The 25,670-nt window shown below is 47.5% G+C and carries 21 protein-coding genes; 11 read left to right on the top strand and 10 right to left on the bottom strand.

Annotation, left to right across the window (positions count from 1 at the left end; genetic code table 11):
- Window positions 1-142 precede the first annotated feature (142 nt).
- Genes LJ740_RS21940 through tldD form a run of 8 tightly spaced genes read left to right on the top strand, consistent with a single transcriptional unit; the run spans window position 143 to window position 10,835 of the window.
- Window positions 143-1,186: a rod shape-determining protein gene (locus LJ740_RS21940; RefSeq protein ID WP_229531281.1), complete on the top strand. Its 1,044-nt coding sequence runs from the start codon at window positions 143-145 to the stop codon at window positions 1,184-1,186.
- Between the two features lie 52 nt (window positions 1,187-1,238).
- Window positions 1,239-2,096 (top strand): rod shape-determining protein MreC, encoded by an 858-nt coding sequence (gene mreC, locus LJ740_RS21945; protein ID WP_229531282.1) that lies wholly within the window; start codon window positions 1,239-1,241, stop codon window positions 2,094-2,096.
- The gene (gene mreD, locus LJ740_RS21950) at window positions 2,096-2,575 is read left to right on the top strand and encodes a rod shape-determining protein MreD (protein ID WP_229531283.1); all 480 of its coding nucleotides are present in this window, start codon (window positions 2,096-2,098) and stop codon (window positions 2,573-2,575) included. Before mreC ends, mreD begins: the two co-directional genes overlap by 1 nt.
- A 14-nt stretch (window positions 2,576-2,589) precedes the next feature.
- Window positions 2,590-3,165 (top strand): Maf family protein, encoded by a 576-nt coding sequence (locus tag LJ740_RS21955; RefSeq protein WP_229531284.1) that lies wholly within the window; start codon window positions 2,590-2,592, stop codon window positions 3,163-3,165.
- A gap of 3 nt (window positions 3,166-3,168) precedes the next feature.
- Entirely contained in the window at window positions 3,169-4,647 is a 1,479-nt protein-coding gene (rng, locus tag LJ740_RS21960) for a ribonuclease G (RefSeq protein WP_229531285.1), read from the top strand.
- A 53-nt stretch (window positions 4,648-4,700) separates the two neighbouring features.
- Complete coding sequence (locus tag LJ740_RS21965; RefSeq protein WP_229531286.1) at window positions 4,701-8,579, top strand: YhdP family protein; 3,879 nt, start codon at window positions 4,701-4,703, stop codon at window positions 8,577-8,579.
- Window positions 8,579-9,400: a carbon-nitrogen hydrolase family protein gene (locus LJ740_RS21970; protein ID WP_229531287.1), complete on the top strand. Its 822-nt coding sequence runs from the start codon at window positions 8,579-8,581 to the stop codon at window positions 9,398-9,400. Before LJ740_RS21965 ends, LJ740_RS21970 begins: the two co-directional genes overlap by 1 nt.
- Window positions 9,393-10,835, top strand: coding sequence for a metalloprotease TldD (gene tldD / locus LJ740_RS21975; protein ID WP_229531288.1), 1,443 nt, complete (start codon window positions 9,393-9,395; stop codon window positions 10,833-10,835). The genes LJ740_RS21970 and tldD overlap by 8 nt, the downstream gene beginning before the upstream one ends.
- Before the next feature lie 74 nt (window positions 10,836-10,909).
- Here tldD and LJ740_RS21980 read toward each other — a convergent pair whose 3' ends face one another.
- Window positions 10,910-13,756 carry an Ig-like domain-containing protein gene (locus LJ740_RS21980; RefSeq protein ID WP_229531289.1) on the bottom strand — a complete coding sequence of 949 codons (2,847 nt, stop codon included), beginning with the start codon at window positions 13,754-13,756 and terminating at the stop codon, window positions 10,910-10,912.
- A 5-nt stretch (window positions 13,757-13,761) separates the two neighbouring features.
- Window positions 13,762-14,292 carry a ribosome biogenesis factor YjgA gene (gene yjgA / locus LJ740_RS21985; RefSeq protein WP_229531290.1) on the bottom strand — a complete coding sequence of 177 codons (531 nt, stop codon included), beginning with the start codon at window positions 14,290-14,292 and terminating at the stop codon, window positions 13,762-13,764.
- Window positions 14,293-14,421: 129 nt separating this feature from the next.
- Between yjgA and pmbA the strand changes: the two genes are divergently transcribed.
- On the top strand, window positions 14,422-15,753 hold the full coding sequence (gene pmbA / locus LJ740_RS21990; RefSeq protein ID WP_229531291.1) for a metalloprotease PmbA: 1,332 nt from the start codon (window positions 14,422-14,424) through the stop codon (window positions 15,751-15,753).
- Between the two features lie 64 nt (window positions 15,754-15,817).
- Here pmbA and arcA read toward each other — a convergent pair whose 3' ends face one another.
- Genes arcA through LJ740_RS22005 form a run of 3 tightly spaced genes read right to left on the bottom strand, consistent with a single transcriptional unit; the run spans window position 15,818 to window position 18,752 of the window.
- On the bottom strand, window positions 15,818-16,525 hold the full coding sequence (arcA, locus tag LJ740_RS21995) for a two-component system response regulator ArcA (RefSeq protein WP_229531292.1): 708 nt from the start codon (window positions 16,523-16,525) through the stop codon (window positions 15,818-15,820).
- A 43-nt stretch (window positions 16,526-16,568) separates the two neighbouring features.
- Window positions 16,569-17,090, bottom strand: coding sequence for a YfiR family protein (locus LJ740_RS22000; RefSeq protein WP_229531293.1), 522 nt, complete (start codon window positions 17,088-17,090; stop codon window positions 16,569-16,571).
- 18 nt (window positions 17,091-17,108) lie between these two features.
- On the bottom strand, window positions 17,109-18,752 hold the full coding sequence (locus LJ740_RS22005) for a HAMP domain-containing sensor histidine kinase (RefSeq protein WP_229531294.1): 1,644 nt from the start codon (window positions 18,750-18,752) through the stop codon (window positions 17,109-17,111).
- Window positions 18,753-18,844: 92 nt separating this feature from the next.
- On the opposite strand from LJ740_RS22005, the gene LJ740_RS22010 reads away from it, so the two are divergent.
- Complete coding sequence (locus LJ740_RS22010; RefSeq protein ID WP_229531295.1) at window positions 18,845-19,264, top strand: DUF3293 domain-containing protein; 420 nt, start codon at window positions 18,845-18,847, stop codon at window positions 19,262-19,264.
- Here the strand turns inward: LJ740_RS22010 and LJ740_RS22015 are convergent.
- The 5 genes from LJ740_RS22015 to trmB all read right to left on the bottom strand — a co-directional run bounded on the left by LJ740_RS22015 (window position 19,254) and on the right by trmB (window position 24,508).
- Window positions 19,254-19,595 carry a hypothetical protein gene (locus LJ740_RS22015; protein WP_229531296.1) on the bottom strand — a complete coding sequence of 114 codons (342 nt, stop codon included), beginning with the start codon at window positions 19,593-19,595 and terminating at the stop codon, window positions 19,254-19,256. The two genes, LJ740_RS22010 and LJ740_RS22015, sit on opposite strands and share 11 nt — an antisense overlap.
- 38 nt (window positions 19,596-19,633) lie before the next feature.
- Window positions 19,634-21,067 (bottom strand): glycogen synthase GlgA, encoded by a 1,434-nt coding sequence (glgA, locus tag LJ740_RS22020; protein ID WP_229531297.1) that lies wholly within the window; start codon window positions 21,065-21,067, stop codon window positions 19,634-19,636.
- The gene (glgC, locus tag LJ740_RS22025) at window positions 21,067-22,305 is read right to left on the bottom strand and encodes a glucose-1-phosphate adenylyltransferase (RefSeq protein ID WP_229531298.1); all 1,239 of its coding nucleotides are present in this window, start codon (window positions 22,303-22,305) and stop codon (window positions 21,067-21,069) included. Before glgC ends, glgA begins: the two co-directional genes overlap by 1 nt.
- 458 nt (window positions 22,306-22,763) lie before the next feature.
- Window positions 22,764-23,789, bottom strand: coding sequence for a class I SAM-dependent methyltransferase (locus LJ740_RS22030; protein WP_229531299.1), 1,026 nt, complete (start codon window positions 23,787-23,789; stop codon window positions 22,764-22,766).
- Window positions 23,789-24,508 carry a tRNA (guanosine(46)-N7)-methyltransferase TrmB gene (gene trmB, locus LJ740_RS22035; RefSeq protein WP_229531300.1) on the bottom strand — a complete coding sequence of 240 codons (720 nt, stop codon included), beginning with the start codon at window positions 24,506-24,508 and terminating at the stop codon, window positions 23,789-23,791. The genes LJ740_RS22030 and trmB overlap by 1 nt, the downstream gene beginning before the upstream one ends.
- An 81-nt stretch (window positions 24,509-24,589) precedes the next feature.
- Here trmB and mutY point away from each other — a divergent pair, with 81 nt between their 5' ends.
- The gene (gene mutY, locus LJ740_RS22040) at window positions 24,590-25,666 is read left to right on the top strand and encodes an A/G-specific adenine glycosylase (RefSeq protein WP_229531301.1); all 1,077 of its coding nucleotides are present in this window, start codon (window positions 24,590-24,592) and stop codon (window positions 25,664-25,666) included.
- The last annotated feature ends 4 nt before the right edge of the window (window positions 25,667-25,670 follow it).

Here is a 25,670-nt window from a genome sequence, read left to right on the forward strand (position 1 = left end):
CGCTTTTTTTGTGCGTATTAAAATAAATACTCTAATAACGCGGGCATCTTCGTCTTATTTGTTGCTGAATGGGCAGCGCATTGGTAAAGTTAGCGCAATAACATGCCCTAACAATACTTGCTAAAAAGGAACCGGACCTTCCATGTTTAAGAAACTCCGCGGAATGTTCTCCAACGATCTTTCCATCGACCTCGGTACTGCCAATACGCTGATCTACGTAAAAGATCGCGGCATTGTGCTCAATGAACCCTCTGTAGTAGCAATTCGACAAGAACGTGCTGGCGGACCTAAAAGCGTGGCATCTGTGGGTGCTGCTGCGAAGCGAATGTTAGGCCGAACGCCCGGTAACATCAAAGCAATACGTCCTATGAAAGACGGGGTAATTGCAGATTTTTACGTCACCGAAAAAATGCTGCAGCATTTCATCAAGCAAGTACATGACAATAATTTTCTGCGCCCCAGTCCGCGGGTTTTAGTTTGCGTACCTTGTGGCTCAACTCAGGTCGAGCGCCGGGCCATTCGCGAGTCAGCACTGGGTGCCGGTGCCCGCGAAGTTTATCTGATTGACGAACCCATGGCGGCAGCAATTGGTGCTGGCTTGCCGGTATCTGAAGCCACCGGCTCTATGGTCGTTGATATTGGTGGCGGAACCACTGAGGTTGCCATTATCTCCTTAAATGGTGTGGTATATTCTTCTTCGGTACGTATCGGTGGTGATAAGTTCGACGAAGCTATCATCAGCTATATCCGTCGTAACTTCGGGTCTTTGATTGGTGAAGCCACAGCCGAGCGAATCAAACACGAAATCGGTGCTGCCTATCCAGGTGAGGAAGTACGCGAAATTGAAGTACGCGGTCGCAACCTTGCCGAAGGTGTACCAAGAGGCTTTACGCTGAACAGCAATGAAATTCTGGAAGCACTTCAGGAGCCACTCACCGGGATTGTGTCAGCGGTAATGGTGGCATTGGAACAATCTCCGCCAGAACTGGCTTCCGATATTTCTGAGCGCGGCATGGTGCTTACCGGTGGTGGCGCTTTGTTAAAAGATTTAGATCGCCTGTTAATGGAAGAAACCGGCATTCCAGTTGTTATTGCCGATGATCCACTCACCTGTGTTGCACGCGGTGGTGGTAAAGCATTCGAAATGATCGATATGCACGGCGGTGACCTGTTCACTTATGAATAAGTACTAGAGGACCTCCGGTCCTCTTCTCCTTTTTAAGGCTCCGAGACCCTTAATGGAAACTATCTTCTTAAGAGGTCCATCTCTTAACATCAGACTGGTTATAGCGATTATCTTATCGGGTACGCTGATGGTGTTGGATCATCGACTCGATAGCTTTGGTAGCGCACGGCTGTTTCTCAACAGTATGGTTTCCCCTATTCAATACGCTGCGAACCTGCCCGGTGCCATGTTGAACTGGACGTCGACTAATCTCACCACCCAGCAGCAATTGTTAGAAGAAAACGAACGGCTGAAACGCGACAATGTATTGTTGAGCGAAAAGATCCAACAAAATGATTTTTTACGTCAGGAAAACGATCACCTGCGTGCATTATTGGGTTCCGTTTCTGAGCAGGGAGTGCGCAAAATGATCGCTGAAGTAATGGCGATTGATAACAATCCCTATAGCCATCAGTTGGTCATTAATAAAGGCTCCATCAACGGCGTTTACGAAGGGCAGGCTGTGCTGGATGAACACGGAATTGTCGGCCAGGTGTTACATGTCGCTACCACCAACAGTCGGATATTGCTGATTTCGGATATTACCCATGCGGTGCCCACCAGAGTGCTCAAAAATAATGTGCAATTGATCGTTTCCGGCACCGGGAATCTCACCGAATTAACCCTTGAACACGTGGCCCACAGCACGGATATTTCCGGTGGTGATTTATTGATTTCTTCCGGTCTGGGCAATGTTTTTCCGGAAGGCTATCCGGTGGCCAGAATTACCGAAGTGATACGCGATGAGTCCCGGCCTTTCGCATATGTCAAAGCCTCACCGATTGCGAAACTGGACCGTCTTAAGTATTTGTTGCTGCTATGGCCTGAAGCGCAGCCCGATGCGACAAACAGCGAGGAAGTACAGGACTGATGTTCGCAATTAAACATTACATCATAGGGTTGAGTATTCTGGCAGCGCTGTTGTTGCAGGTGATGCCTATGCCGCCAATGGTAGACCCTTACCGACCTGACTGGCTCATGTTGGTGATTGCTTACTGGACCCTGGCACTACCCCACAGAGTCAGTATTGGTGTGGCGTTTTTAAACGGCCTGATACTGGATATTTTACTGGGCACCACCTTAGGGGTGCATAGTCTGGCGTTGACGGCAGTAACTTATGTGTTGGCGATGAACTACCAGCGCTTGCGCAATTATTCTGTTTGGCAACAAGCTCTTATTATTGGGTTGATTGCGGCTTTGTATCACCTGCTTATTTTTTGGTTGCTGCGCTTGCTCAATGAAATAGATTTTATTTTTGCCTATATGTGGCCGGTTTTAACCTCGATGCTGATCTGGCCCTGGGTATTTTCACTGTTGCGCAAATTACGCCGCCAGTTTCGCATCACTTAGTTTATTACCTTCAGATGATTGTATTAGCCTCCGCTTCGCCCCGCCGGGCGCAATTATTGCAGCAAGTTGCTATCGAATTTGAACGTCAAAGTGCCGACATAGATGAGACACCACACGCTGGTGAATCCGCAACAGCACTCGTGGAGCGATTAGCTCGTGAAAAAGCTGAGGCGGTTGCTGGCAGTCGACGCGACGGACTATTAGTGCTGGGTGCGGATACGATTGGCTTGTTGAATGATGATATTTTGGTAAAGCCAAAAAATGTTACAGATTTTCGGGGAATGATGCGGCGTATGTCCGGTCAAACCCATAAAGTTATTACGGCAATTGCCGTGGCAAAGTGGTGCTCACAAACACAGCAATGTCAGGTAGAAAGTGGCCAGGTTAGTTCAGAGGTGACGTTTAAAATACTCTCTGAGCAGGAAATAGCGCATTACTGGTCCACCGGCGAACCGGCGGATAAAGCCGGAGGTTATGCGATTCAGGGCTATGCCGGGCAATTCGTGACCCACATTGCGGGAAGTTACAGTGCGATAGTGGGATTACCGCTATGCGAAACCGTAGCGATGCTGAACAGAATGAAGGATTGAACCATGAGTGGTGAGTTATTAATCAACGTAACACCGTCTGAATCACGCGTAGCGCTGATAGAAAATGGTCTGCTGCAAGAAATCCATGTAGAGCGGCATACCAAAAAAGGACTGGTAGGCAACATCTATCGCGGCAAGGTTAGCCGTGTGCTACCTGGTATGCAGGCCGCGTTTGTGGATATTGGTTTAGAAAAAGCCGCATTTTTGCATGCATCGGATATTGTGGTACACAATGAAATTTTGGAAGAGGTTAACGAATCCGAGATTAAGAAAACCCATAATCAAACCCAGGATATTCGCGAATTAGTGCGCGATGGCCAGGATATCGTAGTGCAGGTAGTCAAAGATCCTATCGGCACCAAAGGGGCGCGACTTACCACAGATATCACCATTCCCTCCCGATATCTGGTGTTTATGCCGGGGGTAACTCATTTAGGTGTTTCGCAACGCATAGAAGATGAGCAGGAGCGCGAGCGGCTTAAAACCATGATGGAAAGCGTGGGCGGCAAAGGCGGTTTTATCCTGCGCACGGCAGCAGAAGGGGTGGCTGAAAAAGAACTTGTGGCCGATGCGGAATTTTTACAAAGATTGTGGTCTAAAATACAGGTAAGGCAAAAGAAGCGAAAATCCAATGTCTTATACGAAGATCTTCCCCTGGCACGGCGAGTGTTGAGGGATTTTGTCGGTACTGAATTGGATCGCATCCGAATTGATGCCAAGCTGGCCTTTCAGGAGCTGCAGCATTTTACTAAAGAATATGCGCCTGAATTTCATCGCCTGCTGGAGCATTATCCTGGCGAGCGACCGATATTCGATCTTTATGATGTTGAGAACGAAGCGCAACGGGCACTGGAACGGCGGGTTGATTTAAAATCAGGGGGATATCTGATTATTGATCAAACTGAAGCCATGACCACCATCGACATCAATACCGGTGCCTTTGTTGGACATCGCAATCTGGAAGAAACGATCTTTAACACCAACATCGAAGCCACTCAGGCGATTGCCCGCCAACTGCGTCTGCGCAACCTGGGGGGTATCATCATCATTGATTTTATTGATATGGTGGACAGCAGCCATCAAAAACGGGTTTTGCACAGTCTGGAAGTGGCGGTCAGTAAAGACCGGGCGAAAAGCAAGATCCATGGCTTTACTGCGCTGGGACTGGTGGAAATGACCCGCAAGCGCACCAGAGAAAGTCTTGAGCATATTTTGTGTGGTGAATGCCCGGTGTGCAAAGGACGTGGCTCTATTAAAACAGTCGAAACAATTTGTTTTGAAATTATGCGCGAAATTGTGCGCGTGAACCGGGCTTATGATGCCGACAAATTTGTGGTGTATGCCTCTCCAACAGTGGCTGAAGCGCTGATGGATCAGGAATCCCATGTGTTGGCGGAACTGGAAGTATTTATCAGTAAGCAAATTAAAGTACAAACGGAGATGTTGTATAACCAGGACAAATATGACGTGGTTATGATGTGACCCAAAACAAAACAAACAGGCTTTCAGCTCAGGCATGCCATAGCGAGGTGAAAGTGATCAAAGATTGGCGTTTTTATGCCGCCTGGATAACCAGAAAAATCTGGATGTCTGCGGCTGTCTTGCTGGTAACGCTGGCGGTATTGATCTCGCTGGTGCGATATTCCCTGCCTTACATGGACTCCCACAAGCACCATCTGGAGTCTTTTCTACAAGAACAGTACAACAGTGACATTCAGATTGGTTACATCAGTGCCATGTGGAAAGGTAAAGGGCCGGCGATTGTACTTAAAGATGTGGTGTTAAAGCAGGAACAGGATTCTCCTATTTCCTTTTCCATTGACGAAACCCAAATTGAACTGGATTTCTGGAGTTCAGTGCAGCAGCGTCAAATTCAGTCGCAGCGCTTTAACCTGATCGGATTGCAGTTACAGGTAGATCTGCCAAAGATTGAGAGTAGCGGTGAGCAGTATCCCATTCTCGATGCGCTACAAACGCTGTTTCTGGAACAATTAGCGCGATTTTCAGTGAGCAACAGTGAAGTACTGCTGAAAACCCGTCTGGATGAGCAAAAAATTCAGATCCAGCAGTTAAGCTGGCTCAATAAAGAACAACGACACCAGGGAGTTGGTCAGATGCGGGTGGCTGAACTGGCGCGCAACTCCGCCCGGTTTGTGCTGGATTTGCACGGTTCCAAAGACAGTTTCGATGGTACGTTTTATGCCGAAGCTGAAGATTTGGATTTATCCCCCTGGATTAAAGCGTTACTGCCTACCGAATACAATATTCAGCATAGTCGCGGCAACTTTAAACTCTGGGCAGGCATGCAAAATACTCAGATCTCGTTTGTCCAGGCTGATTTGTCTCAAAGTGAATTTGTCTGGCAGGGTGAAGACAAGGAAAACGCTGTCTCTGCAGAGGTCCTGAAAGGGCAGTTTTATGCCATGCCGAACAGCAATGGTTGGGATTTTAATCTCGATGATTTCTCTTTGGTTGTGAACGAGCGACTCTTTACCAGCGACTGGCACGGCTCTTTGTTCACCAATGGAGTAGTAACCCTAAGTGCCGCAGAAAGCTTTAACCTGTCACCCTTGTTGCCTCTGAGCAGCGTATTGTTGGGAGAGTCTTTCCAACATCAATTGGCAGCATTTGACCCTAATGTTCAGGTTAACCGTGCTGACTTCTATCTGTCGGAAGATTATTTAGGCAGTTACCTGGCCTTTGACGATCTGAGTATTCAGGAGCAACCCCATATACCGGGTATCAATGATGTTTTCGGAGAACTATTTTGGCTCAATGATAACGGCGTATTAAATCTGCAATCCGAAGACAGTTATCTCGCCGGAGAGCAGTTGCTGGGTTTTGTGGTGCCTTATCAAACACTAACTCTGTCGGCTTTTGTGAATACCAAAGCCGGAGAAAGCCGAATTCTGATCCCTGATTTTGAACTGCAAAGTCAGGATTTACATATTCAACAGCAGGCTGAGTATGACCTGCAAACCGGCAATTTGACCTTATCGGCCAATGTACAGGACACAGATTTGTCTGTCGTGAAAGGCTATTTTCCGGACTTAATGGGTCAGGACACCCGGAGTTGGCTAATTCGCGCATTGGAAAAAGGCCAAACCCGCAACGCCAACATTCTGTGGCGTGGCAACCCTGCTGATTTTCCTTTCGAGCAAGGACAGGGTATTTTTCAGGCCAGTGTCGATATTGCACAACTGCAATTGAAATTCCAACCAGACTGGCCAGCTCTTGAAGAGGCTTACGTCAGTTTGCTGTTTGAAAATGACAGCCTGACAATATCGGGCAAAGAAGGCCGCATTTCCGGGCTGGATGTGCAACAGGTACAAGCGGTTATTCCACAGTTAAGCGGCAGTTCTTATGTGGCCATTGATGCAGATGGCCAGGGTAGCGGAGTGCAAATTACAGATTTGTTTAATGCCAGCAGCTTAAAAGACTCTGTCGGGCAGGCCCTGAATTTTCTGCAGGTAAAAGGCGACATGCAGGCCAAGTTAAACCTGCACATTCCATTTAATGAGGGTGAGGTTATGGCTCAGGCTCAGGTGAATTTTCAAGACAATCAGCTACATATCCCGGATCTGAATTTGACCTTAAACGATCTCAACGGCGCTTTGAGTATCGCTAATGAAAACCTGGATGCCAGCGGTATTACCGCGAGTTTTCTCGGACAATCAATCGCACTGGACGTAAAAGCCCGCCAACAGGAACAAGGCTATACAGCTGACGTTAACTTTTCAGGCGACTGGGATGTACCAAAGGCCGTGTTGCAGGCTCACCCGCAACTGGCGAAATACGTTCATGGGAATACGCAATGGGATGGCAAGTTAAATCTGGTTTTACCGGAGCAAGGCTACCAATACAATTTACAACTGCACTCGCAACTGGCGGGGGTTGATCTCAACGCGCCACAGCCTTTGGCTAAAGAAGCCAATACCAGTTTGCCGTTGTTTTTTGATAGTGAAGGTGATGAACAGGTGTCAACGGTGCGCATTCTGTTGGGGCGCAACGTAAAATTTAACGGTATCTTACCCCACGATACCCTGCAATTTTCGCGCGCCCACCTGTCTGTCGGTGGTGATAATTTTGTGGGGATGGGACTGGGTTTCAGTGTATCTGCAGATCTACCAAGGTTGGATTATTCAGGCTGGCACGCGTTTATTGGCGATTTAGTGGATGGCCTACCCGACAACGAAACCCCTTTTATTTCTGCACCGCAAAGGGTGTTTGTCGAGGCTCAGGAACTTCTGCTGGCCGGGCAGGTGCTCACCGGGGCAGAAGTGCTGGCAAAAAATCGTGAAAATTTGTGGGAGCTGGAAGTCAGTTCTGAACAGGCTCGTGCAGACATTACCTTACACAAAAACTGGTTGCGCGATGGCGTCGAGATTGAGGCGGACTATATCAATCTGACCGAGTGGCAAGACAGTGAAGCGCAAACGGTAAGCTTCAGCGATGGTCAGGTGCCACCGTTAAAACTCCTTTGTAAATCCTGCAATTTTAAAGGTATCGAACTTGGCAGAGTTGAAGCTGAAATGAGTCGAAGCCAGTCCGGGATGAAAATTGATAAGCTCAACATTTCCAGCCGGGACGGGTCGTTAATGGCGACCGGAGACTGGTATTTTGCGAAGCAGAACGACAGCACCCGACTTATCGGCTCTTTTAACAGCGAAGACTTTGGTAGCTTTTTAAAACGACTGGATTTTGATTCCGGGATTCGTGATTCAGATGCGGCAATAGATTTTGATTTTAGCTGGGGCAATGCGCCTTATGCGTTTTCTGCGGCTGACCTGAACGGCAATCTGGATTTTCGTCTGGGGGATGGCTATATCACAGAAATATCCGACAAAGGTGCGCGCTTACTGAGTATCTTTAGTCTGGAATCGCTACTGAGAAAGCTGACCCTGGACTTTCGCGATGTATTCGCCAAAGGCTTTTTCTACGACAATATGTCGGGTACTTTTGCAATTGAACAGGGCAAGGTACGTACTCAGGACACCCATATTGACGGTGCGGCCGCCGGTGTTGATATTAAAGGGTACGCCAACCTGGTGGATAGCAGCCTTAACTATGTGGTGGATGTGAAGCCCAATATTACCTCCAGCTTACCGGTTCTGGTGGCCTGGATGGTAAACCCAGCCACTGCGGTGGCGGCGCTGGCCTTTGATGAAGTATTTACCTCAGCCAATGTGGTATCAGGTATCCAGTATTCTTTAACGGGTTCAATTAAAGAGCCGCAAATTACGCTTCTGGAGCAAACCAGTAAAGTGGTGGAATTGCCTGCTAAAAACAACAATGCGCCAACGCGAAATAATCCGGCTGAAACTCAACCTAACGTGCCGCAATCACAAGGCCGGGATGATACTTTGCCAGATGAGGTTAACAATACTGATAGCGATACAGAAAGCGGAAAATAATGGCAAACATCGTAGCAATTCAGATGACATCAATGCCCGACGTGGCAGAGAATTTTAAACAGATCCGCCAAGCTTTGGCCGGTATGCAGTTTGATGAACCGACACTGGTAGTCTTGCCGGAGTGTTTCGCCTGGTTCGGCGCGACAGACAAGTCCATGCTGCAACAGGCTGAGACTTTGGGAGAAGGACCCATTCAATCGGAACTACAACGCCTTGCCCGGGAATTTAATATCTGGCTGGTGGCCGGCACAATTCCCATAAAGGTACAAGACGAAGCCAGGTTTACTGCTACCAGTCTGGTTTATGATGATAATGGCGAACGGGTAGCGGACTATCAGAAAATACATCTGTTTGACGTCGAAGTGGCAGACAATACCCGAAGCTACCAGGAGTCCCGCTATACCAAAGCCGGCGAACATGTGTGCGTGATCCCAAATACGCCGTTCGGACGCCTGGGTGTTGCGGTTTGTTATGATATCCGCTTTCCTGGCTTGTTTATGGCGATGGAGCAACTGGATGTATTGGCATTGCCTGCGGCCTTTACCTATAAAACCGGCAGTGCTCACTGGCATCCTTTATTACAGGCCCGCAGTATTGAAAATCAGTGTTACGTGGTTGCGGCAAATCAGTCGGGTACCCATGTCAATGGCCGGGAAACCTGGGGCCATACCTGTATTTATTCCCCCTGGGGCGAGTTATTAATGGAAAGCCTGGAATCGCCGGGTATCGTATATAGCCAGGTTAATTCTTCGTACCTGGAACAGATCCGCGCTACAATGCCGGTAAAGCAGCAAAACAGATTCAGGAGCAAGCTTGTCTAATTTAGTTGAACAGCATCTAATTGAAGGGTCGGGATTGACCCGTGCCGATGTGCAGGAAACCATCAGTCTGATACTGCAGCACCACAATAACTTCTCAGATGTTTATTTTCAGGCCAGTCAGCACGAAAGCTGGGTACTGGAAGATGGCATTATTAAAGACGGTAGCTATAACATCGAGCGCGGTGTCGGTGTGCGCGCTGTTTCGGGAGAAAAAACCGGTTTTGCCTATTCCGACGAAATTACCCGTGAAGCCTTACTGGATGCCGCAAAAGCGGCAAGAAGCATCGCTGCTGTTGGAGGCACACACGCTGTTAAGTCTTTTAATCCAGTAGCCCAGAAAGCCCTGTACATGGCTGATAACCCACTGGCACAGATGACCGAGTCAGAAAAGATTGACCTGTTGCGGGTAACAGACAGCTATATTCGTCAGCAGGAGCCAGACGTTTCTCAGGTAGTGGTAAGTATTTCCGGAGTCTACGAAGAAATATTAGTGGCCGCTTCAGATGGTACCTGGGTCACCGATTTACGCCCGCTTATTCGCTTAAACTGCTCTGTGATTTTAGAGCAAGACGGACGTCGTGAGCGGGGTAGTTCAGGTGCGGGTGGACGCCTGGGTTATCAGTATTTCAGAGAATTATACAAAGGACAGCCGCGTTATCAATCGGTTGCAGACGAAGCGTTGCATATGGCCAGAATCAACATGAAAGCCATTGCGGCACCGGCGGGCGTTATGCCGGTGGTACTGGGTGCTGGCTGGCCCGGTGTGTTATTGCACGAAGCTGTCGGTCATGGCCTGGAAGGAGACTTTAATCGCAAGGGAGCTTCCACCTTTTCCGGGCGCATTGGCGAACAGGTAGCCGCTAAGGGAGTAACGGTCGTGGATGATGGCACAATGCCCGATCGCCGCGGCTCCTTAAGCTATGATGATGAAGGGACACCCGGACAATACAATGTACTTATCGAAGATGGTGTATTGAAAAAATACATGCAGGATAAAGTCAACGCCGAGCTGATGGGCGTAGCGCCTACCGGGAATGGACGTCGCGAGTCTTACGCACACCTGCCCATGCCGCGCATGACCAATACCTATATGCTGGCTGGTAACAGTACCCCGGAAGAGATCATTTCTACGGTGGATAAAGGCATCTGGGCACCGAATTTTGGTGGTGGCCAGGTGGATATTACTTCCGGTAAGTTTGTATTTTCCACCTCAGAAGCATACCTGATTGAAAAGGGTAAAATCACCTCACCGGTGAAAGGGGCCACGCTTATTGGTAATGGTCCTGATGTGATGCAAAAGATCTCCATGATCGGTAACGACCTGGAGCTGGATCGCGGTGTTGGTGTATGTGGTAAAGACGGACAAAGTGTACCCGTCGGGGTGGGGCAACCGACACTGAAAGTGGATGCGCTGACAGTAGGCGGCACTGCCTGACAAGCGCTATCTGAATGGTTCCTGATACAAAAAAGCCCCAATGTTGGGGCTTTTTGCTGTTATGCCTGTCTTACCTAAGGGTCTTCGCGTCTCACTGAAAACTCGACATTGGTTCTGATGCCAGAGGGGCTGTCTATTGCATAGGAAAAGGTCGAAGTACCGCTATCCTCTGCACCGACGTTGTTAGTGATAGTGGTTAAAACTTCGATACTGCCCGGCACCAGAGGTGATTCGGATTGGTTGGTGTTATTGACCCTGTCAATAATAACCGATATGTCACCATCGGCGTTGATTGTACCCAGTTCCGTCCCCGACGCTAATACCTGCTCATTTGTGTCATAGTAGACCAGAGTGAAAGTTGCAGAGGCTCCATCAGGCAACGTGTAAGTACTGCCTGAGACGTTTAAATTGGAGATACTGACATTGGGGTCATTACTGGCAATGATATTGTCAACGTTATTCAGTGCGCCTGCATAGACACGCCAATAAGCTTGAGAGGATGACAATATCAAGGTTAATGCTCTGCGAATATGTATCGAACGGGCACTGTCACTGCACAGTGTGGCGGAATTACACTGCGGGCCATTAAACAGCCCATCCGCACTGTTAAAGGTTTCATCACCATTAAAGTCCAGGAAAGGCTCTGATGACTGACGCGTACCGTCTTCATTATAATCCACCCAGGCTTCAGAGTAATCTACAAAGCCATTGCTACCATAGCGACTTACACCAAACCCATCATCCGTATTGTCAATAATGGCACCGCCATCCACATCGTCGTAGGCGTTGTTACCATTGCTGTCAAACAAGGTTTCATGGCCTATGGCTGTGGCTAAAATGGTATTTCTGTGATCGTCTGGATCTCTTGGGTTTTGACTGGTCCAGTTGACTGAACAGGTACCGGTAGGCGCCAGATCCGGATCAATATTGCCATTGGCGTCTTCGCCAGTTTCACAGCTACCATCTATGCTGCCGTATTCGGTGGTAAAGTTTACCGTAGTACCGTTGGGCACCGGGTTATTAAAAATATCAGCCAGTCGCACTCTGATGTTGACGGTTTGTCCGCTAATGCTAAAAGCTTCCGGATTTAAGGTTTCTGCACTGAGGGTGAAGCTGTTTTGATCCGGCAGGCCGGTATTTACGGTTAACAGGTCTGACTGGGTGCGAATGGTTCCATTGTCCTGGGTAGGTACCGCTGCCGTTACCCGCACTGGTGTGGGTACGGTGCCGGCTGTTACTCTGGTGCTCACCTGACCAGCACTGTTGGTTAATCCTACCGCCGGGTCCAGTTTTAAGCCGCCTGCGGTGGTATTTAATGAGAAGGCGACCTGCTGTTGAGCGATAGGATTGCCCAGTTCACCATTTACCTGGAAAACGAGTGTTGACACTGAGCTGGTGTTTTGACCGCCCGTACCGGTTAATACAATGGCATCCGGCGTCGCTGAGATAAAGGAAATCGAACCGATTCCCTCAGGCTCTATGTTGAGTTCGCGGGTAATGGTGGTGGTTTCGTTATTTATCACTACCGATGCCACAATCTGGTCGGTATTTCCGGTGGCGCCGGCACAGCTTAAATCTTCAAATGTTGCTGATGCAATACCGTTTATGGTGGTGACGGATTCATCAATGGTGGCTTGATTGTTACTGACACAGGTAGAGGTAAAGGTGACTGGTGTGGGGGTGGTGATGCGATTACCGTTTTCATCTACCAGTGCCACATCAAATCCGGTGGTGGCCCCGGCGCTGATGATAACGTCGCCATTATCATCAGCGATGGAGGAGCCGATAATGCCCTCAACAAAGCTGCCTTCGCTGTCAAAGTGACCAAAACGGGTCTCTCCTTCGATCACTGCACCGGCTGAGCGAACTTCAAAATTCCGCGCGCCACTGATTTGAATGGCATTCACTGTTGTTTCAGCCTGTAACGCATAGGCTCCTAAATCATTCTCGGTGGCGGATAACTCCACTTCCGCGACACCAGAATTACTGCTCAGTGCTGAAGAGGGCGTAAGTACGGGGCCACTGCCCTGAACCGCAAAGCTTACAATCACTTCTGGAACCGGATTGCCGTCAGAATCTCTTACAGTGGCTCGGGCAATCACTTCCTGATCTGCCTGGAAGCCATTGACCTGTTCTCCGTTTTGATACAGCGCCACAGAGATAGAAGGGGAAGTTGTTACGGTTTGACTAACCGACACATATTCGTAATTTCTGGCGTCCGATAAACTACCAAAAGTGGCCGTCACCGAGGCGGCACCAATGGTTTCGTTATTGTTAGTAATTTGAACTTCTGCAATACCTTCCGGGCTGGTGAGTGCAGTGGCTCTGTCCAGAGAGCCCAGGCCACTGGAAAGTGTGAAGTTGACAATTTCCTGCGGCAACGGTGCGTCGCCCTGGGTCAGCATGACCTGAACACAGATGGTTTCGTTGGTACCAAAGCTCTGTGCGGGAGTTTCGCAGTCTTCGCGGTAGGACGTCATGGTCAGTTGTGGTTCGCTGGACACCGCTGCGTCATACTGGAAGTTGGCCGTAGCGGTTTCGGTATCGTAAGTCGCTGTTACGCTGGTAGCGCCTGACGTTGAAGATGTGCTACTGATAAACACCTGTGCAACACCAGCGCTGTTAGTTAACGCGGTTTCACTATTTAATTCGGCGATGGCTGAACCTAATGCAAAATCAATAATCTCACCACTCACCGCGCTGCCATTTTGGGTTAGGGTGGCCTGCACGCAAATATCTTCATCGGTGGTAAAACTATTGTCGCTAACAGCTTCGCAGTTGCTGTCCATAATGGCAATACTCAGCGACAGCACCGGATCGGTACCCGGGTTAAAAGGGTCTGGCCCGTTTGCCCCGGATGAGCCACCACCACAAGCACTGAGAAGGAAAATCAGAAAAACTACAAATATGTTAGCGCGCATTAGCTTTACTCTTGTATTTCTTGTTTTAAGTATTGGAAAATCTCACGATAAGCTTTAGGAGGCTTATTCTGCTCTTTTTCTTTTTTCGCCTGGCGAATCCATTGCCTTAAACGTTGTCTGTCTAAATCCGGATAATCTTGCAATAAACCTTGCAGAGCGTCATCACCCTGTTCAACCAGTGTATCGCGTAGTGTTTCCAATTTATGAAAATGTACTTTTAACTGGTACTGCTGACCTTGCAAATTCACCAATGCCTGTTCAATGGCATCTATGTCTTCATCGTCACGATTGCGCAATAGTTTACCAATAAATTGTAACTGGCGTTTGAACGAAGGTTTTTTGCGATTCATATTCCGGGCAATATCAATGGCCTCTGCCACTTCTTCATCAAGAGGGATGCGCTTCAGCGCTGTCGCCCCTAATTCAACCACCTGTTCACCCAACTTAACTAAGGCCAGCATTTCCTTTTTGACCTGAGTTTTACTTTTATAGTCATCAAATTCCGAATCGGAATCTGAAAATAGATCTTCACCCATACTGATTACTTTGATGTTACACTTAAGCAAGATTGTAACCATTGCCCCGTCTAATACCAACTAGTAGTTAAACTTATCGCGAATCAGTGGCTATTTGGTTGAGATGGAATAAAAAGGATCCAGACATTAATGCACGTAGAGCAACAACTCGCTGATATTCAGGAAGTCGTAGCAGATATACTCACCATGGCCAAAGCCAAAGGTGCAGACAGCGCAGAAGCCAGTATCAGTAAAGTACAGGGCATTGCCGTGGCAACACGCTTAAAGGAAGTTGAAACGGTTGAATTTACCAATGACGGCGGACTGGGTATTTCTGTTTATGTGGAAGGCTGTAAAGGCAGTGCATCAACTGCTGATCTGAGCAAGCAGGCACTGGCCTTAACCGTGGAAAAAGCCATTCAGATTGCTCGTTACACAGGAGAAGACCCCTGTGCAGGCCTTGCGGAAAAAGAGCTGATGGTGCAGGACAGTATGGACCTTGAGTTGTATCACCCAGTCGATCTGGATACCGACGCAGGACTAAAGTTAGCTCTGGAAGCCGAAACGGCAGCATTGGACAGCGACCCCCGAATCAACAATTCAGACGGTGCCAGTTACAATGCAAATATCGGAATGAAGGTGTATGGCAATAGCCATGGCATTAATGTGGGTTACCCCAGTTCCCGCTACAGTCTGAGTTGTGTGATGATTGCCGGAGACGGCGATGATATGCAGCGCGACTATGCCTACACCGTTTCCCGCGAAGCGGACAAGCTGCAAAGTGCTAAAGAAGTAGGCCAACAGGCGGCTCAGAATACACTCAACAGGTTGGGTGCGCGCAAAGTGCAAACCTGTAATGTGCCGGTTATTATTGATAAAGAACTGGCTCCCAGTTTTATTGGCCACTTTGTCAGCGCCATTAGTGGCGGTAGCCTGTATCGCAAGTCCAGCTTTCTGTTAGACAGCAAAGGCCAGCAGGTATTCCCGGAATGGTTTGAAATTCAGGAGCGACCTCATATCAAACGCGCCCTGGCCAGTAGTTTCTTTGATAACGAAGGTGTGGCGACGCACGATATGGATATCGTAACCAATGGTATTTTAAATCATTATTTGTTCACCAGTTATTCGGCGCGCAAAATGGGTACTAAAACCAATGGCCATGCCGGTGGAATTCACAACTGGTTGGTAAAAGATACCGGACATAGCCAGGCGCAGTTGCTTAAGGATATGGGCACGGGCCTGCTGGTTACAGAATTAATGGGCCAGGGGGTGAACATAGTCACCGGCGATTATTCCCGTGGCGCAGCCGGTTATTGGGTAGAAAATGGGGTGATTCAGTATCCCGTCCACGAGCTAACCATCGCCGGAAACCTGAAAGATATCTTGCGCAATATTGTTGCAGTGGGTACAGACACTGAACTACGTGGCAGTATCTTTACCGGTAGTTTGTTGCTGGAGTCAATGGCTGTGGCCGGGGAATAACCCGCTGCGAAAAACAACAACGGCCGCATCAGCGGCCGTTTTTATATCATTCACTGGTTACCTGTTAACCATCAACGGCACCGCAAAAGCGGTAGCCTTCACCGTGAATGGTGACAATCAAATCTTCGGCATCCGGCTCACTTTCAAAGTGTTTTCTGATGCGACGGATCGTTACGTCCACTGTTCTGTCGTTAGTACGCAGTTCCCGACCTGTCATTTCCAGGATCAGTTGCTCGCGGGTCAGAATTTTCCCTGGATTATTTAAAAACAGGTGTAAGGCTCTGAATTCACTGCGGGGCAAGCGGAATTCGTTTCCGGACGGAGAAATCAGGCTGCGACTGTCGCCATCCAGAACCCAACCATTGAAGTTAACCTTGCTGGGCAAATCTTCGTCTTCATTGGCATTGCTGGTACGGGCCAACAGGTTTCTGGCTCTGATGGTAAGTTCGCGCGGATTAAAGGGCTTGGTCAGATAGTCATCTGCGCCAATTTCTAAACCAAGAATACGATCCACATCGTTATCTCTGCCGGTAAGGAATATCAGGCCGACATTTTTTTTGTCTCTTACTTCTCTCGCCAGGATCAAACCGTTTTTACCCGGCAGATTAATATCCATGATCACTAAATCAATAGACTGATTCTCAAAGTGATCATGCATCTCTTCGCCATTTTCTGCTTCGAAAACGCCATAGCCTTCTGCTTCAAAAAGGCTTTTTAAAGTGGTCCTGGTTACTACTTCATCTTCTACTATTAATATGTTTGGTGTTTGCATGATGTCACCTGAGCTTGTTGTAATTTTTTTACTGCCTGAAAGTTTATCGGAAATTAGCCCGTTTCAACAATAGCGAGCTGAATTTAAGCGAAGTATTTTCATATTGTTCCTGACTGAAAAATATCCTCATCTTAGATTGCAATGGTACTATGGTGATCATTCCACCATTTTCAATGAAATCTCGCGTTTCTCCGACAGAAACTATGGTTTTATTTAGTTCTTCCAGTTTGGCAAAAAGTTCCCGACTTTCCGCCTGTTTCCCGATAAATACCACCTGGCAACTATCTTTATTCAGTTCGCCCGGTTCTTTCAGGCTAAGTAATTTAATTTCTTTCTCTTTTAAGCGTTTTTTGGGCAATTTGTCAAAAACCCGTGTATGGGATTGCTTTTCGTCCTCTAAAAAGCAGAAATTAAAGGTATCCTGGGTAAAGCTCTCATCGGGATAACTGGTGTAATGGGCGATATGATACAGGAATGACGCCCTGAGTTCTTCTGGTTTAAAGGACTGCGCATGCACACTTTGCCATTGCACCAAAAGCAATGCCAAAAAAGTGATATTACGCATGTTAGTCCCTGTTGCCATTTAAGAACTCTGTAATAATTTTTCAGGTTCAACACGTTTAACCGGAAATACAATATTGAACTCTACACCGTTGCCTGGTTCACTCGACAGTGATATTGAGCCATTCAATGCCTGAGTAACCAGATTGAACACCAGATGCATTCCCAGGCCACTACCGCCCTGGCCGCGTTTGGTGGTTACAAATGGGTCGAAGATGCGTTTGCGCATATGCTCGGGAATGCCTTTGCCATCGTCGGTGTAGGTAATATTCAGCTTGTTGCTGTCGATTAACTCAGCGTGAATGATGATCAGGCCCTGCGCTTTGTCCTCAAAGCCGTGGATAATGGAGTTCATGATAAGGTTAATCATGATTTGATTAATGGGCCCGGCTTTGGTTTCGATACACAGCTCAGGATCACAATCTATCTGTATCTGGTGCGACAGGTTCTTCAATCTGGGGCGCATAGACAACAGAATTTCATCCATCAACTGTTTAAAACTGAAGGCTCTGTCCTGTTCGCTGGATTGATCTACTGCCACCTGTTTGAAGCTGGAAATCAGCTCGGCAGCCCGATTCAGGTTGCGGTAAATAATATTGAGGTTTTCTTCCCCTTCATTCATGAACTTAGACAGCATACTGGCTTTCAGTGTTTTTGCATCGAAGGCTTTTTTGAGTTCGCCTAATCGGTCCAGCATCATGGTGGATGCCGTTACGCCTAATCCAATTGGGGTGTTAACCTCATGAGCAACACCGGCCACCATATCGCCAAGTGAAGCCATTTTTTCGTTTTGCACCATCTGGCGTTGGAACTGGTGGAGTTTTTCCAGTGTCTGGATAAGTTCCTGATTCGCTTCTTTCAGCGCCTGAGTACGTTGATTAACCTTTTCTTCGAGACTTTGCGCCAGGCGTAAATGCTCGGCTTCGGCTTCTTTTTGGGCCTGCATGTGGTCCTGAACTCTGTCCAGCATCTGGTTAAAAGAGGTAGACAGCAAATTAAGCTCTTTGACGTTGGCCAGCTCAGCCCGCTTGGAGTAATCTTTCTTTTGTGCGATGTCTGTCACCAGGTTAACCAACCCGTCTATCGGATCAGTAATACTGCGCTGCAGGCGAAGAGTGATAACAAAGCAGACGGTCAGCGTGACCAGCAACACCATCAGGTTGATCATAATGCTGTTAACGGTCAGGTCTTGCAAAGATTTGGCTGATGCCCACACATACACATAGCCTATGATGGATTCGTCAATGTTTACCGGTTTAATGTACTCCACCAGGCTTTCATCGATTAACGGCACCTTGAGTTCATTGACTCTGTCGTACATGGCCTGGATAGGAGCCTGGCCCTTTTTGTTGTAACTGGCAAAAAACGACAATTCACCATCCGGGGTCACTTTGTAGATATGGACATTGGTGATAAAGTCTGCAGCAGACAGAACCAGTAAGTTTTCTTCTTCGGTGATGTTGTCGTCGAAGGCAATGCCGCTTTGGGCATTACGTGCGATAAGCTCTCCGAAGATTTCAACCTGCTCGATAAGTTCGGTTTTATAGGTGGTTACCTGGGTGTAAAAGGAGATGCTGCTGGCTAAAAAAAGCGCGAGGGTGGCTACGCCCATTACTACCCAGACAAACAAACGTTTTATTGATAAAAATTTAGATTCAGAGCCCATTCAGCGCTTTCTTGTATTTGGCGAACTGACGTTCAGACAGTCACCATATTGATATAAAGTGGCCACAATTGAAACTACAACCCTAAAAACTTATGAAAAAAAACGCATATGCGCAAGTTTTAAGGCTTTGGAAGGCGTATCAAAGTATAAAAATCTGCAATTCCGATGGCTGCAAACCCGATTTACCCGACGGATTTATCATTTCAGCTTGCAACCCTGAAAGCAAAGTGTGCAGTGCGCAACAAAATCGCATCAAAAGTGAAAAACTGCAACGCTATTTCGCATCTCATTCCCTGGTGCATCAGTCGCTGCTTGTAGGGGATGCTGACTTCGACTGGGTGGAACCCAGTTTCTGGGCAGATATTAACGAAAAGCAAGCCATTAACCTGGCTGCTTTGTATCGGCAAAATGCCATTTATCAAATTCAACAGAGTGAACTGTTGTTGGTTCCGGTTTTATTAAAGGGGTTGACAACCACGTCTCTCGGGATGTTGTCGCGCTTCAGTATTTAATGAGTTCTTTTAACTTTTCTTCACTGATACCCAATTGTGCTGTCCATGAATTAATGCGCATTTCTTTCATTTTCCGGGACACGTCATTGTTTTCTTCGGTTAATAAGTCTTCAAAGTCGGTCAGGCAAATACAAACGAGCTGTCTGTTCTCCCTGCCGGTTTGTGGATCGGGCAGACTGGCTGACTTGTAGATTAACCTTGGGCATTCAGTGCTTCTTTGCGGGTCCTGAATACAGGTTTCAGGCAGGGCGTAACCGGAAAAACTCAGAGCCGACAGCAAAAACGCTATCGGCAATGTGAAAGTCGAAATGCAATGGCGCAGACTGATCACTGTCGGTCCTTGTTAATGTCTACAGGTTGCCACAGATATTATTGCCTGAGCGCGTCTTCGTAAAGACCCAAATAGGTCACAGCGGAGTCATGCCAGGTGAACTTAGTTTTCATCGCACGATGTTGCATGGCGCTAAATTGCTCCGGATATTCATAATAGAATAAAATCGCCCGGCGCAGGCAGTTTAATAAATCAGAACTGTCGGCACTATGAAACACAAAGCCAGTCGCAGCCATCGGATTTTCTTCCAGATCGATTACGGTATCCCGTAACCCTCCCACTGCACGAACTACCGGCAAGGTACCATAGGCCAGACTGTACATTTGATTCAGACCGCAAGGCTCGAATAGCGAAGGCATCAGGAAGTAATCACTGCCCGCTTCTAACAGATGCGCCATGTGATTGCTGAATTCCTCGCGAAACACAAACTTTTCAGGCTCCTGGTGTGCGAAATGATGTAACTCTTCACAGATAGAGGGATCACCCGTACCAATGATGAGTACCTGTACATTGTGTTGCATCAGGTTACCCAGTATCGGCACCAAATAGCCAAAACCTTTTTGCTCGGTTAAGCGGCACACCATACCGAATAACGGAACATCGGAGCGCTCAGGTAATCCTACGGCGTTTTGCAGCGCCTTTTTGCACAACTTTTTACCTGACATATCATCAGTATTGAAGTTTACCGGTAACTCCGGATCGGTAGCCGGGTCCCATTGGCTGTAATCACAACCATTTAAAATCCCGGTCAGATCGTGCTGGCGAGTCATAAACTCGTGGTACATGTGATGAGAGCCCAATGGTGTTTTTAACTCGTAGCCATAGTGCGGACTCACCGCATTGATCTTGTTGGCATTCATTACACCGATCTTTAAAAAATTAATGGCCCCCATACTGTCTTTTTGCGCTGCGATATCTTCATAAGGCTGCAAAAAGGGGATGTCATCATAGGAGTGCTGGCACTGATAAGCTCCGTTGTGTACCGTCAGCACTGAGCGACTGTGGGCATAAAACCCGGTGGGATCTCGGCGCATAAAATAGGGTACCAGGGCGGTGTGCCAGTCGTGGCAATGCACAATTTGCGGTTTAAAATTAACGCAGGTGCTGGCATGTAGCGCCGCCATTGAGAAAAACGCATAACGCTCCGGGTTATCGGGGAAAGCGTGATAACTATCTGTGTAGATTCCTTTTCGGTCAAAAAATGGTGGGTAATCAATCAGGTACACACACAAGCCTTCAAGGTCCATCTGGCGCACCTGATAGGCATATTGCCGGTCGTTGGCATACAGGGTTTGTGTTTCTGAAACAGCGTGTGATTCAAACTTTTCAGCAATAGCTCGATAGTAGGGCAGCACGATGCGAACATCGTGCCCCATGTTTTTAAGGGCAACAGGCAAGGCACGGCCAACGTCTGCCAACCCGCCTGTTTTAACTAACCCTTCTACTTCCGAAACGACAAAAAGGATTTCCACTAGTAACCAATCTCCATATTCTTAGGTATAACCACGATGCCTTCATCAGAAACGGTTAAGCCACGAGAACGGTCTAGTTCGAGATCCACACCGATTTGCGTGTTCGGGGCGATTTTAACGCTTTTATCAGCAATAACCCGGTTAAGTACGCAATTTTCACCCACATCACATTTACCCAACATGATGCTTTCTACCAGTTTGGTGCCTTTGTGGATTTTGGCATTAAAGCCCAACACACTGCGTTCAATATGGGCGCCGGTTACTTCACTACCGGATGAAATCATAGAGTTGAGTACAGTACAGTGATTGCCCTCGTCATCGGCCATGATGTTGGCGGGCGGTACAGGCGGGTGGTAGCTGCGCAGGGGCCATTTGTTGTTGTACAAGTCGAATTCTGGCTCGGCAACCAGCAGATCCATGTGCGCTTCCCAGAAGGAATAGACAGTACCGACATCGCGCCAGTAGCTGTGATTGGCAGTTTCTGATTCGCCGGGGATCACATTGCGATTGAAATCATAAACGTAAACTGGCTCACCATCGGCGACCATTTTGGGCAGAATATCGTGACCAAAATCATGAGAGGACATTTTATCCTCGGCATCAGCGGTAAGATAGTCGAACAATTTATCTTTCTTGAAGACATAGTTACCCATGGATACCAGAGCGAGATCCGGTCGGCCCGGCATGGTTTTCGGGTTAGCGGGTTTCTCTTCAAAGCCCACCATGCGGAAATCTTCATCCACCTCGATAACACCGAAGCGCCCGGCGGCTTCTGAGGCCAGGACCGGTATCGCACAAACGGTTAAAGAGGCATTCATTTTTTCGTGGTAACGCTGGACCTGACGAATATCAATCTTGTAAATGTGATCACTTCCGAAAATAAATACATTGTCCGGTTCGTGGATTTCAATCAGACGTAGGTTTTGATAAATGGCGTCGGCAGTACCTTCGTACCAGCGTTTGCCCATGCGCATTTGAGCTGGAATGGCGTCGATAAAGTTGCCGGTAAGGCCGGTGATATGCCAGGCCTGTCTCAGGTGAATATTCAGTGATTGCGATTTAAACTGGGTAAGCACGTATAACTTGAGAATGTCTGAGTTAACAAAGTTATTGAGTACAAAATCAATCAGACGCAGTCCGCCTGCAAAGGGTACTGCTGGCTTAGTTCTGGTTTGGGTTAGTGGGAAAAGTCTGGTACCGGCACCGCCAGCCAGGATCATCGCAATATTTCGAGACATTATGGCTTCTTCCTTAGGATTTCATTAACAAAATCATAGCACCAAGATATGTACCGAGTTAGTGAGGAAAAGAAAATTCACAAAAATGACAAATAACTGTATAAAAATCAGTCGTTTTGAGGTTGTGAAGCAGAAGTGTCCATCTGCACCTGGAGAGTCCTCTCTCGGATTACACTGTCGATTTTCAACATCTCAGTTTGTTCCTCCGTCACGCGGAAGAAAATATAGATAAATCCTACGCTGTTTCGCTCCAAATTTGGACCGACCACTGCAATTTTTTTCGTGTTTTTTTGAATTAAGGAAAAAACAGGCTCAACGGACAACTAAATAGCTGTCAACGATTGAGCCTGAGACACTACAAAACACAACAAGAAGCATTCAGATTATAAATGTAAGCGGTTACATTTTGTTTTGCAACAAAAAATTTACAATTGTGCTAAGCCCGAAGGCTCAGCAAGCTATTTGATACACCGATACAGCGTGAATTTAGTGGTTTGCGCTACAGTCTTGCAATTGTTAAAACTGCGCTTTAACTGTTCGGCATAAGGTAGAAAGCGATTGGCGACTAACCAAAGCTCTCCGCCGGATTGTAACTTGCGTGAGGCGTCCTGTATAAATATGTCGGTGATGCCGTAGTCTGTTTCCAGTCCGGTATGAAAAGGCGGGTTGGTGTAAATGGCCCGAAACTGGCCTTCTACTAAATCAAGACCATTGCTGGCTGTGATCTGACGCTCATTATTTAAATGACTCATGGTCATTTCACTACAGTGCAATGCCAGCGCGTTGATATCACTGAGTGTCACTGATGATTGGGTATTTTGTGCAGCGAGATAAGCACCCACAACACCGCAACCACAGGCAAAATCCAGGACATTGCCGTCGGGAACCTTTTCGATGTTTTCCAGCAGTAATTGTGTGCCCGCATCCAGTTCTCCGTGACTAAAAACACCGGGCAGCGAATACACCTGAATATCAGTATTACCGTTGTGATTTGAAACGCTCATGGTCTGTTTGCTGATATAAGCATCTAAATTAAACGGTTGGCTTTGCGCAACTACTGTCGCTAATACCGAGCAGTGGCGGGCATTTTCAATTTTATTGGCGCGTTCGCCAACTGCCTCTAATAATTTACCACTACTTTTAATGCCGCCTTTGTTTTCCCCCACCAGACATAAAAAACCATTGGGATTCAGCAAGGTGGCTAAATGGGCTAATAACCACACCGTGTGTTTTTTAGCTTTGGGCAGGTACAGCACTATGCCATCGAATTTTTCAGTTTCCTCTGGCAGAGTAATGCCAAAGCTGTGTCGGTGGGGCTGTCTTCTGGCGGCAGCCTGATATTGATCAAAGTACTGATGAAACCCCGATACAGTTTCAGGTAACTCATCAAATACAAAGGCGTCGGTGGGATTAACCAATAACCATCGACCTTCTAGCAACATGTCTTTTTGACGCAGCAGACATTGACTGGGTGCAGATAACATCAGTTTACCTTCCTGAAAATGAGATCCCAAACACCATGGCCTAAGCGATAGCCTCGTTGTTCGAATTTAGTCAGCGGGCGGAAGTCAGGCCTGGGCACGTAATCCTGCGTTTCTGAAGTATTTTCATAGCCTTCCTGAGAAGACATGACCTGCAGCATATGTTCGGCATAGTTTTCCCAATCTGTTGCCATGTGAAAAACACCATCAACAGCCAGCTTTTGACGAATAAGTTGAGCAAATTCAGGTTGCACAATACGGCGCTTATGGTGACGCTTTTTATGCCAGGGATCAGGGAAGTACAATTGAACCCGCGCTAAAGACGCATCGGGAATTGACTGTTTTAATACCTCTACAGCGTCGTATTCAAACAGGCGTACATTTTGCAGTTGTCGCTCAGCGATATCGGCCAGACAGGCACCAACACCCGGTGTGTGTACCTCGATACCGATAAAGTTTTTGTCGGGTTCAGCGGCGGCCATTTCAACCAGGCTCTTACCCATGCCAAAACCAATTTCCAGTACAACAGGAGCAGTATTGCCAAACACCTGTTCGAGTTGGTAATTTTCCGACTGAAAATCCAGGCCGAATTTATCCCAGTAGTTTTCTATGGCTAACGCCTGCCCCTTGGTTAAACGGCCTTCACGTTTTACAAAGCTCTGCACCTTACGTACAAAAATACCGGCGGCTTCAGCTTCTTCCTGAGATTTATACTTACTCAATGTTGTACTCTTTTGTTTTGATCTTGCAATTGCGGGTGGCGTATTATCCCGTCTCCCGCATGAAATACAAGCATAGGATAAATGGCTCAAAACCCCAGTTTACCGGATATTACGCAGCGTATATTAGATTGGTTCGCACTACACGGCAGAAAACACCTTCCCTGGCAGCAGGATAAAACGCCTTATCGGGTGTGGATCTCAGAGATCATGTTGCAGCAAACTCAGGTTAGTACGGTGATCCCCTACTACGAACGATTTATGACCCGATTTCCCGACATCGCTGATTTAGCTGCGGCTCCACAAGACGAGGTGCTGCACCTCTGGACCGGTTTAGGTTATTACGCCCGTGCCAGAAATTTACACAATGCCGCCAAAAAAGTTGTTGCAGAATACAACGGTGAGTTTCCAGATAACTTTGATGATGTGGTTGCTTTACCTGGAATTGGGCGCTCCACGGCCGGGGCTATTTTATCGCTGTCCTTAAATCAACCTTTGGCGATATTAGATGGCAACGTGAAACGGGTATTGGCCCGTTATTATGCTATCGCGGGCTGGCCGGGTGAGAAAGCCACTGAAAATCAGTTATGGCAATACGCAGAGCAAAACACACCACAGGAACAGGTGGCCAGTTACAATCAGGCCATGATGGATATGGGAGCGACCCTGTGCACTCGCAGTAAACCAAATTGCACAGAATGTCCCATTGCCCAGCAATGTGTTGCACATGAGCAACAAAACTATGCCGCTTATCCGGGTAAAAAGCCTAAAAAGGCCATTCCGGTAAAAACCGCACAGTTCGTTTTATTCCGACAGCACAATCGCATTTTAATGGAACAGCGTCCCCCGGCAGGTATCTGGGGGGGCTTATGGTGTTTTTTAGAGGCCAACGAGCAAACCCCGGAACAACTGGCGCAACAACAAGGCTTAAACATAGTTAGCCGGACGGACCTGGAATCATTCCGACATACTTTCAGCCACTTCCATCTGGACATCAGTGCTACCTTGTATGACGTGCAGTCCCCCAGGTTTATTGACAGTGCAACCTTTCAGGTAGAAGAGAGCAAGCAAATCTGGTTTGATTTAGCCAACCCGCCGAAGATAGGATTGGCCGCCGCTACCAAAAAACTGTTTGATCAATTAAGCTTGGTGACAACTTAAATAA

It is taken from the genome of Planctobacterium marinum (genome assembly GCF_020687805.1).
GTDB classification, from domain to species: Bacteria; Pseudomonadota; Gammaproteobacteria; order Enterobacterales; family Alteromonadaceae; genus Planctobacterium; species Planctobacterium marinum.

What these genes read in the sequence shown, in the direction of transcription:
- mreC (WP_229531282.1), top strand. Translation starts at nt 1,239, where the DNA reads ATGGAAACTATCTTCTTAAGAGGTCCATCTCTTAACATCAGACTGGTT.
- LJ740_RS22005 (WP_229531294.1), bottom strand. Translation starts at nt 18,752, where the DNA reads ATGGGCTCTGAATCTAAATTTTTATCAATAAAACGTTTGTTTGTCTGG.
- LJ740_RS21955 (WP_229531284.1), top strand. Translation starts at nt 2,590, where the DNA reads ATGATTGTATTAGCCTCCGCTTCGCCCCGCCGGGCGCAATTATTGCAG.
- arcA (WP_229531292.1), bottom strand. Translation starts at nt 16,525, where the DNA reads ATGCAAACACCAAACATATTAATAGTAGAAGATGAAGTAGTAACCAGG.
- LJ740_RS22030 (WP_229531299.1), bottom strand. Translation starts at nt 23,789, where the DNA reads ATGTTATCTGCACCCAGTCAATGTCTGCTGCGTCAAAAAGACATGTTG.
- LJ740_RS22000 (WP_229531293.1), bottom strand. Translation starts at nt 17,090, where the DNA reads ATGCGTAATATCACTTTTTTGGCATTGCTTTTGGTGCAATGGCAAAGT.
- rng (WP_229531285.1), top strand. Translation starts at nt 3,169, where the DNA reads ATGAGTGGTGAGTTATTAATCAACGTAACACCGTCTGAATCACGCGTA.
- mreD (WP_229531283.1), top strand. Translation starts at nt 2,096, where the DNA reads ATGTTCGCAATTAAACATTACATCATAGGGTTGAGTATTCTGGCAGCG.
- LJ740_RS21940 (WP_229531281.1), top strand. Translation starts at nt 143, where the DNA reads ATGTTTAAGAAACTCCGCGGAATGTTCTCCAACGATCTTTCCATCGAC.
- pmbA (WP_229531291.1), top strand. Translation starts at nt 14,422, where the DNA reads ATGCACGTAGAGCAACAACTCGCTGATATTCAGGAAGTCGTAGCAGAT.
- LJ740_RS21970 (WP_229531287.1), top strand. Translation starts at nt 8,579, where the DNA reads ATGGCAAACATCGTAGCAATTCAGATGACATCAATGCCCGACGTGGCA.
- yjgA (WP_229531290.1), bottom strand. Translation starts at nt 14,292, where the DNA reads ATGGGTGAAGATCTATTTTCAGATTCCGATTCGGAATTTGATGACTAT.
- glgC (WP_229531298.1), bottom strand. Translation starts at nt 22,305, where the DNA reads ATGTCTCGAAATATTGCGATGATCCTGGCTGGCGGTGCCGGTACCAGA.
- mutY (WP_229531301.1), top strand. Translation starts at nt 24,590, where the DNA reads ATGGCTCAAAACCCCAGTTTACCGGATATTACGCAGCGTATATTAGAT.
- LJ740_RS21980 (WP_229531289.1), bottom strand. Translation starts at nt 13,756, where the DNA reads ATGCGCGCTAACATATTTGTAGTTTTTCTGATTTTCCTTCTCAGTGCT.
- LJ740_RS22010 (WP_229531295.1), top strand. Translation starts at nt 18,845, where the DNA reads ATGAAAAAAAACGCATATGCGCAAGTTTTAAGGCTTTGGAAGGCGTAT.